General features: G+C 64.7%; 11 protein-coding genes. 6 read left to right on the forward strand and 5 right to left on the reverse strand.

Annotated features, from left to right (window positions below; genetic code table 11):
* Nucleotides 1-41 precede the first annotated feature (41 nt).
* Nucleotides 42-977 (forward strand): hypothetical protein, encoded by a 936-nt coding sequence (locus tag C7449_RS16440; protein ID WP_108003993.1) that lies wholly within the window; start codon nucleotides 42-44, stop codon nucleotides 975-977.
* An 88-nt stretch (nucleotides 978-1,065) separates the two neighbouring features.
* Here the strand turns inward: C7449_RS16440 and C7449_RS16445 are convergent, their stop codons facing one another.
* A complete protein-coding gene (locus C7449_RS16445) occupies nucleotides 1,066-1,515 on the reverse strand; it encodes a GatB/YqeY domain-containing protein (protein WP_108003994.1) in 450 nt (149 codons plus the stop codon).
* 332 nt (nucleotides 1,516-1,847) lie between these two features.
* Between C7449_RS16445 and carA the strand changes: the two genes are divergently transcribed.
* Nucleotides 1,848-3,056, forward strand: coding sequence for a glutamine-hydrolyzing carbamoyl-phosphate synthase small subunit (gene carA, locus C7449_RS16450; RefSeq protein ID WP_108004231.1), 1,209 nt, complete (start codon nucleotides 1,848-1,850; stop codon nucleotides 3,054-3,056).
* Between the two features lie 225 nt (nucleotides 3,057-3,281).
* Here carA and C7449_RS16455 read toward each other — a convergent pair whose 3' ends face one another.
* The 3 genes from C7449_RS16455 to ypfJ form a co-directional block, all read right to left on the reverse strand.
* Nucleotides 3,282-4,652 carry an MATE family efflux transporter gene (locus C7449_RS16455; RefSeq protein ID WP_108003995.1) on the reverse strand — a complete coding sequence of 457 codons (1,371 nt, stop codon included), beginning with the start codon at nucleotides 4,650-4,652 and terminating at the stop codon, nucleotides 3,282-3,284.
* Nucleotides 4,653-4,837: 185 nt separating this feature from the next.
* Nucleotides 4,838-6,088 (reverse strand): TCR/Tet family MFS transporter, encoded by a 1,251-nt coding sequence (locus C7449_RS16460; RefSeq protein WP_108003996.1) that lies wholly within the window; start codon nucleotides 6,086-6,088, stop codon nucleotides 4,838-4,840.
* Nucleotides 6,089-6,284: 196 nt separating this feature from the next.
* Nucleotides 6,285-7,217, reverse strand: a complete 933-nt coding sequence (ypfJ, locus tag C7449_RS16465; protein ID WP_108003997.1) for a KPN_02809 family neutral zinc metallopeptidase — start codon at nucleotides 7,215-7,217, stop codon at nucleotides 6,285-6,287.
* A 418-nt stretch (nucleotides 7,218-7,635) separates the two neighbouring features.
* Here ypfJ and carB point away from each other — a divergent pair, with 418 nt between their 5' ends.
* From carB to C7449_RS16485, 4 genes are all read left to right on the forward strand, one after another.
* Nucleotides 7,636-11,118, forward strand: a complete 3,483-nt coding sequence (gene carB / locus C7449_RS16470) for a carbamoyl-phosphate synthase large subunit (RefSeq protein WP_108003998.1) — start codon at nucleotides 7,636-7,638, stop codon at nucleotides 11,116-11,118.
* Between the two features lie 320 nt (nucleotides 11,119-11,438).
* A complete protein-coding gene (gene greA / locus C7449_RS16475) occupies nucleotides 11,439-11,915 on the forward strand; it encodes a transcription elongation factor GreA (protein ID WP_108003999.1) in 477 nt (158 codons plus the stop codon).
* A 10-nt stretch (nucleotides 11,916-11,925) separates the two neighbouring features.
* The gene (locus tag C7449_RS16480) at nucleotides 11,926-13,008 is read left to right on the forward strand and encodes a glycosyltransferase family 4 protein (protein WP_245414426.1); all 1,083 of its coding nucleotides are present in this window, start codon (nucleotides 11,926-11,928) and stop codon (nucleotides 13,006-13,008) included.
* 136 nt (nucleotides 13,009-13,144) lie between these two features.
* Nucleotides 13,145-14,059, forward strand: a complete 915-nt coding sequence (locus C7449_RS16485) for a 3-deoxy-manno-octulosonate cytidylyltransferase (RefSeq protein ID WP_108004000.1) — start codon at nucleotides 13,145-13,147, stop codon at nucleotides 14,057-14,059.
* A 106-nt stretch (nucleotides 14,060-14,165) separates the two neighbouring features.
* Here the strand turns inward: C7449_RS16485 and C7449_RS16490 are convergent, their stop codons facing one another.
* On the reverse strand, nucleotides 14,166-15,083 hold the full coding sequence (locus tag C7449_RS16490) for a glycosyl transferase (protein ID WP_108004001.1): 918 nt from the start codon (nucleotides 15,081-15,083) through the stop codon (nucleotides 14,166-14,168).
* Nucleotides 15,084-15,085 lie beyond the last annotated feature (2 nt).

A 15,085-nucleotide genomic window follows, 5' to 3' on the forward strand; every position in this document is an offset into this window, starting at 1 on the left:
CCGGACGCGATGACTGTGCAGACCCATCATCGGACCGTGACATGCCGATCGATTTTTGCGCCCTTGCCGACGACCCGCGTTTCTTTCTCGCCTTCCGCGAGGCCGCCCGCGCGCTTCTGCAGTTCCACGACGAGGACCCGCGCATCGGCGCCTTGTTTTCCTCCCAGCAACGCTGGCTAATGTGCCACGCGGCCTTAGCGCTCGCCTGCTCCCAAGATCCGCAGGTTTCCGGCAGCGGGTTATACGCGGCGCCCTTCATTGAACTGGCCGTCGCAAAGAACGTCGTCAGCCGCAACACGGCGGCGGATTTCATCAGGGAGGTCGTGCACTTCGGTTTCGCCGCGCCCGTCGCCAGTCGCGACGACCGCCGCAAGCGGCTGCTGCAGCCCACCGAGGTCGCCCGGCAGGCCATGTCGAACTGGCTCGAATTGCACCTCGCCATGCTGGACCGCCTCGACGGCGGCAGCCGTGCCGAGCACCACAGGTCCGAGCCGACGATGGTCAACCGCCTGCAGCCGACGATCGCCGAGCGTCTGCTTGAGGCGCCCGGCATGCGCCACCAGGGACCGGCCTTCGATCATTTCACCTGGGCCAACGCCGGCGGGCTCTTGATGGACCATCTGATCGCATCGCTCAAGGTCGAGGACGCATACGCCGCCTCCCTGCCGGAGCGCATTCCGGCCGGCGCCATCTCGCTCGCCGAGGTGTCGCACCGTTTCCGGATCTCTCGCACCCACGCCAAGCGGATGCTGGACAGGGCGGTCGAACTGGGTGACGTTGGCTGGAGCGCCGGCCGCGGCGAAAGCGAGGTCTGGGTGTCAAGGCGGCTCGTCGGCCAATACTGGCGCTACCAGGCCGAGAAGTGCGCGATCATTGATAGCGCCTTCCATGCCGTGATGGGCTGTTCGGCCGACCATGACCCGGCCGATCTTCGTGCCTCGGCCCCAGCGGCAGCCGGCGCGGCCGACCCTGCCTGACCACTTCGTGAAAACAAGAAAGCCGCGGCTGAACCGCGGCTTTCTCGATGAGGTTTAAGCGTGCGGACCAGCGTCCGTGCCCGCCTTGCTATTTCAGCAATTCCTTGACGACACCCGAGGCCTTGGCGAAATCGATCTGGCCCGGATAGCGCTCCTTCAGGACATTCATGACCTTGCCCATGTCGCGCAGGCCCTGCGCGCCGGTCTCGCGGATGACCTCGGCGCAAAGCTCTCTGACCTTTTCCTCCGAGATCTGCTCGGGCAGGAAGCCGTTGATGACCGCGATCTCCTCACGCTCCTGCGCAGCGAGTTCCGGACGGCCGTTCTCCTCGTAGATCTTCGCCGATTCCTCGCGCTGCTTGATCATCTTGGCCAGGATCTGCTTGATGCCGTCATCGTCGACCGGGTCCTTGCCGGCACCGCGATTGGCGATGTCCCGGTCCTTGATCGCGGCCTGGATCAGCCGCACCGTCGAGGTGCGGCGCGCATCCTTGGCCTTCAGCGCACTCTTGAGGCATTCTGCGAGTTGCTCGCGCATCTTACTTCTCCACTGGACGTCGCCCGATGTGAGGCGGGGCGAATTGCCGTCCGTTTCTGTTTGGGCAGTTCTCGCGTTCTCATAGACCAGCGACGCCGCCGCAATCAAATCGATTGCTCAACCTGCTGGAATCACTGGGTTTATTTTCCAGCGTGATTCAAGCCCGGCAGGTTGACCGCTGGCCCCGCTTTGTCTATTTTCCGGCACCTGCACGAAATTTGCATGTGGTGGCCTTGCCGCGGAGTTTCCGCGCGCCCACGTTCGCGACAATAAGTGGCGCCTGATCCCCTGCCTTTCAAGGCATGCCGGTCTGCGCCGGAAAAGGGATGACCATGACCTCAACCGCCCCCTGGACCTCGGAAAAGCCGACCGCCCTTCTCGTTCTCGCCGACGGAACCGTGATCGAAGGCAAGGGGATCGGCGCGACCGGCAAGGTTCAAGCCGAAGTCTGCTTCAACACGGCACTGACGGGCTATGAGGAGATCCTCACCGACCCGTCCTATCTCGGTCAGATCGTCACCTTCACCTTCCCCCATATCGGCAATGTCGGGACCAACGGCGAAGACATCGAAGACCTGACGCCCGCCGCGCGGCACGGCGCAGTCGGCGTGATCTTCAAGGCCGACATCACCGATCCCTCCAACTACCGCGCGGTGAAGCACCTCGATACGTGGCTGAAGGCGCGCGGCATCATCGGCCTGTGCGGCATCGACACGCGCGCGCTGACGGCCTGGATCCGTGAGAACGGCGCGCCGAACGCGGTGATCGCCCACGACCCCTCCGGCGTTTTCGACATCGAGACGCTGAAGGCCGAGGCCAAGGCCTGGAGCGGTCTCGTCGGCCTCGACCTTGCCAAGGTGGTTTCCTCCGGCCAGTCCGCACATTGGAGCCAGCGGCCCTGGGTCTGGAACGAAGGCTATGACGATCTGTCGGAAGGCGAGGCTAAGTACCATATCGTCGCCCTCGACTTCGGCGTGAAGCGCAACATCCTGCGGCTCTTTGCCGGTCTCGGCTGCAAGGTGACGGTGATGCCGGCCACCTCGAGCGCCGAAGAGGTGCTGGCGCAGAAGCCGGACGGCCTGTTCCTTTCGAACGGCCCCGGCGACCCGGCCGCCACCGGCAAGTACGCGGCGCCGGTGATCCGCGAACTGATCAAGACCGGCATTCCGATGTTCGGCATCTGCCTCGGCCACCAGATCCTCGGCCTTGCGCTCGGCGCCAAGACGGAGAAGATGCACCAGGGCCATCATGGCGCCAATCATCCGGTCAAGGACCACACCACGGGCAAGGTCGAGATCGTCTCGATGAACCACGGCTTCGCCGTCGCCTCGGACTCGCTGCCTGAAGGCGTCGAGGAGACGCATGTCTCGCTGTTCGACGGCACCAACTGCGGCCTGCGCCTCGTCGGCAAGCCGGTGTTCTCGGTCCAGCACCACCCGGAAGCCTCGCCCGGCCCGCAGGACAGCCACTATCTCTTCCGACGCTTCCTCAACCTGGTGCGCGAGAAAAAGGGCGAAGAGGCGATCCCCGAGCGGGCCTGACCGCTTTAGGCTACGTGGAATCGAAGGCCCGGAGGTGAAAGCCCTTCCGGGCCTTTCTCGTTTGAGCGACGATGAGGCGCGAGATGAAGCTCGCCGTGCGACACGGCCCCTCGCCTGTACAAATTGCCGGCGCGTTAAAGGGACACGTGAGCGGCGCGGCGCCGTCCGTCTCCGCTCGCGGTGAGGAAGTGCCGGCAGATGCACGGCAGGTTGATTAGCGGGACGTCAACCCTGCCGCGCCAGCATGCGGAAGTAGCGCCAGTTGAGCAGGATGGCGGCGGCCGCGAGCCCGCAGAGGAAGCCGAGCCAGACGCCGATGCCGCCGAGACCGAGCGGAAAGGCGAAAGTCCAGGCGCAGACGAAGCCGATCGGCCAGTAGGCGATCAGCGCCAGGATCATCGGCACGCGGGTGTCCTTCAACCCGCGCAGCAGGCCGGAAGCGATCGCCTGCAGTCCGTCGACGAGCTGGAAGATACCGGCGATGATGACCAGCGGCCCGGCATAGGCGAGCACCTGTGCAGCCTCGGGGGACTGCCGGTCGAGGAAGACGCCTGCAAGCGTCGTCGGCATGAGGGCGAAGAGGACCCCGCCCGAAAGCGCAATCAGCGACGCGACGCCGATGACCGCCAGCGACGCCCGCCTCACGCCCTGATGATCGCCCTTGCCATGCGCCACCCCGACGCGCACCGTCGCCGCCTGGGCGAGGCCATAAGGGAACATGAAGGCGATCGACGTGAGCTGGAGGGCGATGCCGTGGGCGGCGAGTTCGATCGTGCCGATCGATCCCATCAGCAGCGAGGCGACGGTGAACAGGCTGACCTCGGCCAGGATGGTGAGGCCGATCGGCAGGCCGAGATGCAGCACCTCGAAGAAGGCCGGCCAGTCAGGCCGCCAGAACCGTACGAACAGCTCGTAGCGGCGCATCTCCGGGCGGCCCTGGACATAGATCACGATCAGCACGAACGACAGGGTGTTCACGCCGAAGGAGACGATCGCCGCCCCCTCCATGCCCAGCGCCGGCAGGCCGAAGTGACCGAGTACCAGCGCATAGGCGAAGATGGCGTTGACGACGAGCACGAGGATCGTGATCCAGAGGATGATCCCCGCCTTGCCGTGGGCGCTGACCAGCCCGCGCAGGGTCATGAACAGCAGCGCCGGCGGCAGGCCCCAGTGGGCGATCGCCAGATAGCGGTGGGCCAGCGCTGCGACCTCGGGCTTCTGGTCGGCGTAGAGCAGTATCTGTTCGGCGTAGGAAAAGAGCGGCGCCGTCAACAGCGAGTAAAGCAGCACGACCCACATGCCCATGCGTACCGATCGCCGCACCGAGACGAGGTCGCCGCGTCCGTAGGCCTGCGCCACCATCGGGATCACGGCGGTCGCGAAGCCCGAACCGAAGATGAAGATGGTGAAGAAGAACTGCCCGGCAAGCACGATCGCTGCCAGGTGGGCGGCGCCGAGCCGCCCGAGGATGACCACGTCGGTGGTGTGGATGCCGAGCTGCGCCAGTTGCGCGCCGATCAGGGGAATGCCGAGGGCCAGCGTCGCCCGGACCTGTGCTGCCCAGCTGTTGTTTTCGCGTCTTGCGACCGTATGCATGATTCGGACACCTTTCGGGCGCTTCCGATCACATCGGCGCGCACCGATCAACCAAGTAGCGTAGATGCATCGATCAATATTGCGAAACCGGGCCAAAAAGGCACCTGTTCGCGGCAAATTTCACGGAATTTGAAGCGGGTCGCTCGTTTTCCCGGCTGCGCTGGAGCCATCGACCGCGACCGTTCTCACCTGGCCGGCTCCGCGGCCTTGGGTGCCGCGACCGGATGTCCGCGGACTTTCGTGACGAACACCCAGACCCCGACAAGCAGGATGACCGCCGCGAGCGCATAGGGCGCGCCGGCAAAAGCAACGGGTGCGGAAGGGCCGGTGAAATAGCCGAACATCTGCGTGAAGATCAGCGGCCCGACGATGGTGGTGATGCTGGAGAGGCTGGAGAGCGCCCCCTGCAGCTCGCCTTGCGCCGACGGCGGAGCCTTTGCCGCAGCAATCGAGCGCAACGGCGGATCTGCGAGGTTCTCGATTGAGGTTAGCAGGATCACGGCGTAGACCATCCAGCCCTCCCAGGCGGCCCCATAGCCCGCGAGACCCAGCATTGCGAAGGAGAGGCCAAGTGCTGCGGTGCGCCACTCGCCGAGCACCGGCACGACGCGCGGCAGTACGAATGCCATGACGATCGCCGCACCGATGCCGAACAAGCCGAGCGACAGGCCGATCTGCCCCTCGGACCAGCCGTAGCGATAGGCGCCGACGAACGACCAGACGGCGGGATAGACGGAGTGGGCCAGCCAATAGCAGAAGAACACCAGCAGCACCCAAAGGATGCCGGGATAGTTGCGCATCTGCTTCAGCGCGCCAAGCGGATTGGCGCGGACAAGCTCGAAGCGGCGGCGATGCTTCGCCTCGAGGCTCTCGGGCAGAAAGAGGAGCGCGACCGCGAAGTTGAGAAAGGCCAGCGCCGCCGCCCCATAGAAGGGCACGCGCGGCCCGAATTCGCCTAGGAAGCCGCCGATGACGGGACCGAGCGCGAAGCCGGTGCCGAAGGCGATCCCGATCAGACCGAAATTCTTCGCCCGCGTTTCGGCCGTGCTGACATCGGCGATGTAGGCGGCGGCGGTACCGAAGCTCGCGCCGCTGATGCCGGCGAGCACGCGGCCGATGAACAGCATCCAGAAACTGGTGGCGAGCGCGCAGATCAGGTTGTCGATGGCAAAGGTGAAGACGGAGACGAGCAGCACCGGCCGCCGCCCGAACCGGTCGGAAAGGTTGCCGACGAGCGGCGCGAACAGAAACTGCATCGCCGAATAGACGAGCAGCAGGTAGCCGCCGTCGATTGCCGCCGTGGAAATGTCGGCACCCGTCAGTTCCTTGAGGAAGGTCGGCAGCACCGGCATGATGATGGCGATGCCGATGACGTCAAGGAATATGATCATGAAGACCAGGGCGAGGCCTCGGCGGACCGCTTTTTGATCGTTCATCTGAGGGGGCCCGGCGCAAGAAGAGCGCGAACAAGTGAAAGCTGCGTCTTATCGCAGAAGGCTGAGCGAAACAATACGTGAACATCGGTTTTCTGCTGGCTGAATCGGGAGACACGCACGCGGTGGCCGCCGGCTACCACGGTGCGCTTCTCCGCCCGCAAAACGCCCACCGTGACGGGAGCGTCGGGTTGCCCGACTAGGGATTTGCGGCCTGGAACGTGTCGCAGTCCTGGACGCGGCCACTGTCGAAGCCGCGTTTGAACCAGCGCTGGCGCTGCTCCGAGGTCCCGTGATTGAAGCTTTCAGGAACGACATATCCCTGCGTGCGCTTCTGGATCGTATCGTCGCCGATCTGGACCGCGGCATTCAACGCCTCCTCGAGGTCACCTGCATCGAGCAGCCCCTTCTGCTCGGTGTACTTGCCCCAGATACCGGCGTAGCAGTCGGCCTGCAGTTCGACGCGGATCGACATCTGGTTGGCGTCGGCTTCGCTCATCGACTGGCGGGCGCGGTTGAACTTCGGCAGCACGCCCGTCAGGTTCTGGACGTGATGGCCGACCTCGTGGGCGACGACATAGGCCTGCGCAAAATCGCCAGCAGCGCCGAAACGGTTCGCAAGTTCGTCGAAGAAGCTCATGTCGAGATAGACCTTGTGGTCGCCCGGGCAATAGAACGGCCCGGTCGCAGCTTGAGCAAAGCCGCAGGCCGAATTGATGCTATTGGAAAAGAGGACGAGCTTGGGCTCCTCGTACCGGGCGCCGTTCGCCTGGAAGATGCCGTTCCAGGTATCCTCGGTCTCGGCAAGCACCGTCGCCATGAACTGCTTCGTCTCCTCCTGCTTCGGCGAATTGGCGCGGCTGGCGCTGTCCGTCTGCTCGAAGCCCGGCAGGTTGACCTGGCCGCCGCCATCGCCCAGCACCTGCAGAAGGTCGATGCCCATGGCACGGAAGATGAAATACAGCGCGATCAGGAAGATGATCGTGCCGAAGCTCAGGCCCCCGCCAGCCCGGCCCGGTCCGCCCATGGGTATGCGGAATCCCCCGCCGCGGCCGAACGGGCTGTTACCAACCCCGCCACTGCCGCGTTGATCTTCGACATTGCTGGATTGCCGGCGGCCCTTCCACTCCATGATCGGTTCCCTCGATTGTGGGGCGCGTAACGCCGGAGAGGCGATTTTCGTTCCTGATGATAGTTATAAAGCCGGCCGCGCCTGTTGCAAAACGAATTGCAGGCGGCGCCCGCTTCCGGCTGAGCGGGCGTGGGGTCAACGATGCTTTTCGGGTGATGGCATTTACAATAGCGCGGCGCGCGGACTGGCGACCTGCAGCTTCCCCTTCACACCGTTTCCCGCCGAACGGCGGCGCTTTTAAAGCGGCAATGGCGGGCCCGCCGGCTTTCTGTCGATTTCCCAATTTTCGGGGTTTCGCTCGGGCTGGCATTTGCCTATAAGCCGCTTCTAGCCTTTAAAGACGAAGCCTTATGCGCCCCGGCCGGTGAACCTCCCACCCTGGCCGGTTTTTCGCGCAGGCGAAAGAACGGATAGAGCCATGCCCAAGCGCCAAGACATCAAATCGATCCTCATCATCGGCGCGGGGCCGATCGTCATCGGGCAGGCCTGCGAGTTCGACTATTCCGGCACGCAAGCGTGCAAGGCGCTGAAGGAGGAAGGCTACCGCGTCATCCTGGTCAACTCCAACCCGGCGACGATCATGACCGATCCGGGTCTGGCTGACGCCACCTACATCGAGCCGATCACGCCGGAAGTCGTCGCCAAGATCATCGCCAAGGAGCGCCCCGACGCGCTGCTGCCGACCATGGGCGGCCAGACGGCGCTCAACACCGCTCTTTCCCTGAAGCGCATGGGCGTGCTCGAGCGCTACAACGTCGAGATGATCGGCGCCAAGCCGGAGGCGATCGACAAGGCCGAGGACCGGGCGCTGTTCCGCGAGGCGATGGCCAAGATCGGACTGGAGACGCCGAGGTCGCTGCTGGCCAACGCCACCGAGATCAAGGACGCCGACCGCAAGAAGCACGAGGCCGAGCGCGCCAAGCTCAAGGCCGAGCTTTCCGGCGATGCGCTCGACAAGGCGCTGGACGAACTGGAGAACCAGTGGAACCTCGGCGAGACCGACCGCAAGCAGCGCTACATGAGCCACGCCATGGCGATCGCCGCGACCGCGCTCGACGAGATCGGCCTGCCGGCGATCATCCGCCCGTCCTTCACCCTCGGCGGCACCGGCGGCGGCATCGCCTACAACCGCTCGGAGTTCTTCGACATCGTCTCGGGAGGCCTCGATGCCTCGCCGACGACGGAGGTGCTGATCGAAGAAAGCGTGCTCGGCTGGAAGGAGTACGAGATGGAGGTCGTCCGCGACAAGGCGGACAACTGCATCATCATCTGCTCGATCGAGAACATCGATCCGATGGGCGTCCATACGGGCGACTCGATCACGGTAGCCCCTGCCCTCACCCTGACGGACAAGGAATACCAGATCATGCGCAACGCCTCGATCGCGGTGCTGCGCGAGATCGGCGTCGAGACCGGCGGCTCGAACGTGCAGTTCGCCGTTAATCCCGAAAATGGCCGCCTCGTCGTCATCGAGATGAACCCGCGCGTCTCGCGCTCGTCCGCGCTGGCCTCCAAGGCCACCGGTTTCCCGATCGCCAAGATCGCCGCCAAGCTCGCCATCGGCTACACGCTCGACGAGCTGGAGAACGACATCACCGGCGGCGCGACGCCGGCCTCCTTCGAGCCGTCGATCGACTATGTCGTCACGAAGATCCCGCGCTTTGCCTTCGAAAAGTTCCCCGGCGCCGAGCCGACGCTGACGACCGCGATGAAGTCGGTCGGCGAGGTCATGGCGATCGGTCGTACCTTCGCGGAAAGCCTGCAGAAGGCGCTGCGTGGCCTCGAGACGGGGCTGACCGGTCTCGACGAGATCGAGATCCCCGGCCTTGGCGACGGCAACGACAAGAACGCCGTTCGCGCCGCGATCTCTACCCCGACCCCCGACCGGCTCCGCATGGTCGCCCAGGCGCTGCGCATGGGCTTCACCCCGGACGAGGTACACGAGAGCTCGAAGATCGACCCGTGGTTCATCGCCCAGTTCAAGGCGATCGTCGATATGGAGGCACGCATCCGCGAGCACGGCCTGCCGACCGATCCCCAGAACCTGCGCATGCTGAAGGCCATGGGCTTCTCCGACGCGCGCCTCGCCACGCTCTCCGGCAAGCGGCCGAAGGAAGTGGCCGAACTGCGCAACAGCCTCGACGTGCGCCCGGTCTTCAAGCGCATCGACACCTGCGCGGCCGAGTTCGCCTCGCCGACCGCTTACATGTACTCGACCTACGAGGAGCCCTTCGCCGGCCGGACGCGCTCGGAAGCAGGCATTTCCGACCGCAAGAAGGTCGTCATCCTCGGCGGCGGCCCGAATCGCATCGGCCAGGGCATCGAGTTCGACTATTGCTGCTGCCATGCCGCGTTTGCGCTGAAGGACGCCGGCTATGAAGCAATCATGGTCAACTGTAACCCGGAGACCGTCTCGACCGACTACGACACCTCCGACCGGCTCTATTTCGAGCCGCTAACCGCCGAGGACGTCATCGAAATCCTCAAGGCCGAGCAGACCAACGGCGAAGTCGTCGGCGTCATCGTGCAGTTCGGCGGCCAGACGCCGCTGAAGCTCGCCGAGGCGCTCGAAAAGAACGGCATCCCGATCCTCGGCACCGCGCCCGACATGATCGACCTTGCCGAAGACCGCGACCGCTTCCAGAAGCTGCTGCAGAAGCTGGACCTGACGCAGCCGAACAACGGCATCGCCTATTCCGTCGAGCAGGCCCGCCTCGTCGCCGCCGAGATCGGCTTCCCGCTGGTCGTGCGCCCGTCCTACGTGCTTGGCGGCCGCGCCATGCAGATCATCCATTCGGAATCGATGCTGCAGACCTACCTGCTCGACACCGTCCCCGGTCTCGTGCCGGAGGACATCAAGCAGCGCTACCCGAACGACAAGACCGGCCAGATCAACACCCTGCTCGGCAAGAACCCGCTGCTGTTCGACAGCTACCTGACCAACGCCGTCGAGGTGGACGTCGATGCGCTCTGCGACGGCGAGGACGTGTTCGTCTCCGGCATCATGGAGCACATCGAGGAAGCCGGCATCCACTCCGGCGACTCGGCCTGCTCGCTGCCGGTTCGCACCCTTTCCGCCGAGATGGTCGAGGAGCTGGAGCGCCAGACAAAGGCGCTCGCAAAAGCCCTCCACGTCGGCGGCCTGATGAACGTGCAGTACGCCATCAAGGACGGCACGATCTACGTCCTCGAAGTCAACCCGCGCGCCTCGCGCACCGTGCCCTTCGTCGCCAAGACCATCGGCGCCCCGATCGCCAAGATCGCCGCCCGCGTCATGGCCGGCGAGAAGCTGGAAGCCGCGATCGCCGCCTATGGCGAGAAGCCGGACCCGCGCAAGCTGAAGCACATCGCGGTCAAGGAAGCCGTCTTCCCGTTTGCCCGCTTCCCCGGCGTCGACACGCTGCTCGGGCCGGAAATGCGCTCGACCGGCGAGGTGATGGGCCTCGACACCAGCTTCCCGCTCGCCTTCGCCAAGTCGCAGCTCGGCGCCGGCGTCGACCTGCCGCGCGACGGCGCGGTGTTCGTCTCGGTGCGCGACGAGGACAAGGAGCGGGTGCTGCCGGCGATCCGCATCCTGACGGAGATCGGCTTCAAGGTGCTAGCCACCTCCGGCACGGCGCGCTTCCTCGGCGAGAACGGCATCGAGGCGACCAAGGTCAACAAGGTGCAGGAAGGCCGGCCGCACATCGAGGATGCCATCCGCAACCGCCAGGTCCAGCTGGTCATCAACACGACGGACGGCACCAAGGCGATTTCCGACTCGAAGTCGCTGCGCCGCGCCGCGCTGATGCAGAAGGTGCCCTACTACACGACCATGGCCGGCGCCGAAGCCGCCGCGCAGGCGATCAAGGCGCTGAAGGAAGGCCAGCTCGAGGTGCATCCGCTGCAGAGCTATTTCTGAGCCTAAGTAACCTTGGCGGCACCGGGGCGCTGCATGTAGAAACGCCTGTGCCCCCACTGGTCGCCAAGAATCTTGTCACTCTGTCACAAAGTTGCCGGCGAGAGCTTCAAGTCCGGCAGCGGACAGCTGGTGCAAGCTTTGCGCTGTTCCTTGCACAGCCCTCGGCGGCCGCCGAATACACTGGCTTTTGCTCGCCGGTTTCTGCTATAAGCGCCGTTCAAACAGTTCTGCGGGTTCCGGGGCTAATCCCCCGGAAACCGTTTTATTTTGCGTGCGTGCCTGCGATGGATGGGGCGTCGCGATTGGAAGGACAGGATAAAATGGTCGAAAAGGTTCCGATGACGCAGGGCGGATTCGTCAAGCTGCAGGAAGAACTGCGCTGGCGCCAGCAGGAGGAGCGCCCGAGAATCATCGAGGCAATTTCCGAAGCGCGCGCCCACGGCGACCTTTCCGAAAACGCCGAGTACCATGCCGCCAAGGAAGCGCAGAGCCATAACGAGGGCCGCATCACGGAACTCGAGGATCTCGTCGCCCGTGCCGAGGTGATCGACCTCACGAAGATGTCCGGCGACAAGGTCAAGTTCGGCGCCAAGGTGAAGCTCGTCGACGAGGACACCGAGGAAGAAAAGACCTACCAGATCGTCGGCGACCAGGAGGCCGACGTGAAGGCCGGCCGCATTTCGATCTCCTCGCCGATTGCCCGCGCGCTGATCGGCAAGGAAGTCGGCGATTCGATCGAGGTCAACGCGCCGGGCGGCTCGAAGGCCTACGAAATCCTCGACGTCAGCTGGGGCTGATTGCCCACTGATGACAGCCTCTCCGGACATGGACGCCGCACGCGTCGACATCGCCGATGTCGACGTCGTCGCGCCGAACTTCAAGCGGCGCCTGTCCGGCGTCACCTCGACGATCATCCAGCTGATACCGATGCAGCGCGCGCTCGGCCAGCGCGTCGCAGCGCTTGGCCCCGGGCTGCCGGCAGACCTGCCGCATATCCGTTTCCGCGATCTTTTCTCGCTCTGGCGGCCGCCGGTGGGCCGCAGCCATCGCGTCTGGCACGCGCGGCGCAACACCGAGATGCTGCCCGGGATCATCCTGCGCGACGTCCTGCGCATGCCGCTGAAGCTGCTCTTCACCTCGGCGGCGCAGCGCCGCCACAGCCGCTACACCAAGTTCCTGATCCGCCGGATGGACGCGGTCATCGCTACGAACGCGCGCTCGGGCTCTTTCCTTGAAGTGCCGCACACGGTCATCCGGCACGGCGTCGACCTCGAGCGCTTCCATCCACCCGCCGGCCCCGACGACACGATCGCAGCGACCGGCTTGCCCGGAAAATATCTCGTCGGCTGCTTCGGCCGCGTGCGCCACCAGAAGGGCACCGACCTTTTCGTCAGCGCGATGATCGACCTCCTGCCGCGCTTTCCCGACTGGATCGCGGTTATCTCCGGCCGCATCACGCCGGAACACAAGGCTTTCGGTGACGGGCTGAAGGCCCAGATCGCTGCCGCGGGGCTCACCGACCGCATCGTGTTTCTCGGCGAGGTGAAGGATATCAGGCCATGGTATCGCCGCCTGACGCTCTATGTCGCCCCCTCGCGCAACGAAGGCTTCGGACTGACGCCGCTGGAGGCGATGGCCTCGCAAACACCGGTCGTCACCTCCGATGCCGGCGCCTACAGCGAGATGACGATCGAGGGCGAAACGGGCTCGGTGGTGCCGGCCGGCGACGGCGCGGCGCTGACGGCGGCGATCGAGCGCTACATGGCCGATCCGCAGCATGCACTTGCCCACGGCGAGGCGGCCCTACGCCACGTCCGGGAGACCTTTGCGCTGGAGAATGAGGTGCGTGCCATCGGGCAAGTCTATGGCCGGCTTCTCTCGGAAGCATGACCGCGGGCCACCGGTCGTCTGGCTAGTGTTCCCAGCCTGACGGAAAATCGCCGGTCGTGACATCGGACCTTGCCGGCAGCCGACGCCGGGCGATAGACATGGCGTGTCGGAAACATCCCAGCAGAGGAACGACGCAATGCACGTGCCAATCCGCGGCGCAACCAGCGCCGCTGTAACAGAGGCGGAAGAAACAGAAGCATTCATCCGCGGCAGCGCTGCGGGTCGCGCGAGCGCCGAGGCGTGGCATGCCTTCTTTGCCTCCTACTCCCATATCGTGCTCGTTGCCAACAGCGAGGACCAGCGCTTCCACGAGCTGAAGGAGAGGCTGCCGGAGACTGCACTGTTCGTGTTCTTCAATCGTGTCGAGAAGGTGCTTTCGAAGCCTTTTTCGGGCAATTCGCTGCTGGTAACGCGCAGCAACCAGGCCGGATCCGAACTCGTCTATCGCGGGATCCTCGGCAAGACCACCGCCCTGCTCGCCGGACCAAGCTTTGCCGGCGTCCTCAACCTCCGCACAGCCTTCATCGAACGGATGAACGCGATCTCCGATTTCGGCACGGTGCCTGCTGGTTTGCTCGACCTGGCCGCCTATTTCGAGGAACTCTACCCGCAGGGACACACGGCAAGCAGTGGCTTTGCCATGGCGCTGTGGCTTTGCGAGAACGTGCCGGCTGCAAAGATCGTGCTGACGGGATTTTCCGGCGAGCGCGGCACGAAGTGGAAGCTGTTCCACATCCACGATTGGACCTTCGAACAGACCTGCCTGAGAATTCTCGCCGAGAAGGACAAGCTTTCCATCGACGGCTCGGGCACGCGCAACCCCTATGCGCTGCTCACAAGCAGATTTCCCGACATCGACGCGAAAGACATCGCCTTTGGCGTGGCGCAGACGCTGTCAATGCGCCTGGAAGCCTCCAACCGCCAGATCGACCGTCTGGTTTCGGCGACTGCGCCGCTGCGCGCCGCCTATGACCTGTTTCGTGCGCTCAAGCGCAAGTCGAAGAAGGAAAGGGTTCTGGCGTCGCGCCGAAAGCAACGAAAAACAGACTAGGGCCGCCAGCGTGCCGCGGGTCTCGCGGCCTTGGAGCATGTCCCAACGCCGTAACTAGAACCTGAAGCGGCCGCAGAGCGGATCCTTCCGGACCGACACTTTATGCTCAGCGCCCTGTCGGTCGCAGAAGACGATCGTCGAAACCGACACCGATATCGGCGAGCGCGGAGACAGGCGAAAAATTCACGAACCGAGTGCCCCGGGTCTCCGCCACTGACATTGCCAGCCCGATATGCCCAAGAATGCGCTGTTCCGCTCCCGCGACGCCGGAAAAGGCGGCGGTGCCGGCGTGCTCGTAGAAGCGCGGGCCAGCCGCGTTGCGGATATCGACGCCAATAAAGCCGATCGTCTGCGGCCTCCCCGCCAACGCGAATTGCAGAGCGGAAACGGCCACCGAGCCGCCCTCGAAGACGCCGCGATCCGGCTCCAGCGAAACGCCGTATCTGCCGCTCCGGTCGAGCCGGACGAAATCAAGCGCCCGCAGCGTGCCGTCCCTGCGACGCGGCAGTTCGTAGGGCTTGCGGATGTCGTCAATTAGAACGATGCGCTTGTCCGCCAGCCAAAGGCTGTCGTTCTCGCAAATCGCGCGCAAGGCGGCGACCGACAGCAGCAGTCGCTGCCCGGCGGCGATCTTCTTCCGCATCAAAGCGAAATGCCGAAAGACGAAGCGCTCGTCCTGAATCGCCACGGCGAGCGGCGCGGCAATGCATTCGCCGATGAGGTGGATTGCCCCGTTGAGCAGCATGGCGCTGCCCCGCTCGAGACGTGTCAGATCGGCTAGCGCAACCGAAGGCCCGGATCCAACGATTGTAACAGTATCCACTTCGGCGCCCCAAAGGACCGCCGATCCGAGGAGCGTCGCCACGCGTGCACCGTGATAGAACACAGCCCGCTCCGCCTGCGGTGTCTGCCGGATAGACAGCCACGGAAACCAGTCCTGCGCGTGAGCCCACGCCCGACCGAGCAGGAGGCGCGTGCCCAGCTTGATCAGCGACCGGGAAAACGGACGATCCCTGTGCGGCACCG

It is taken from the genome of Mycoplana dimorpha (assembly GCF_003046475.1).
GTDB classification, from domain to species: domain Bacteria; phylum Pseudomonadota; class Alphaproteobacteria; order Rhizobiales; family Rhizobiaceae; genus Mycoplana; species Mycoplana dimorpha.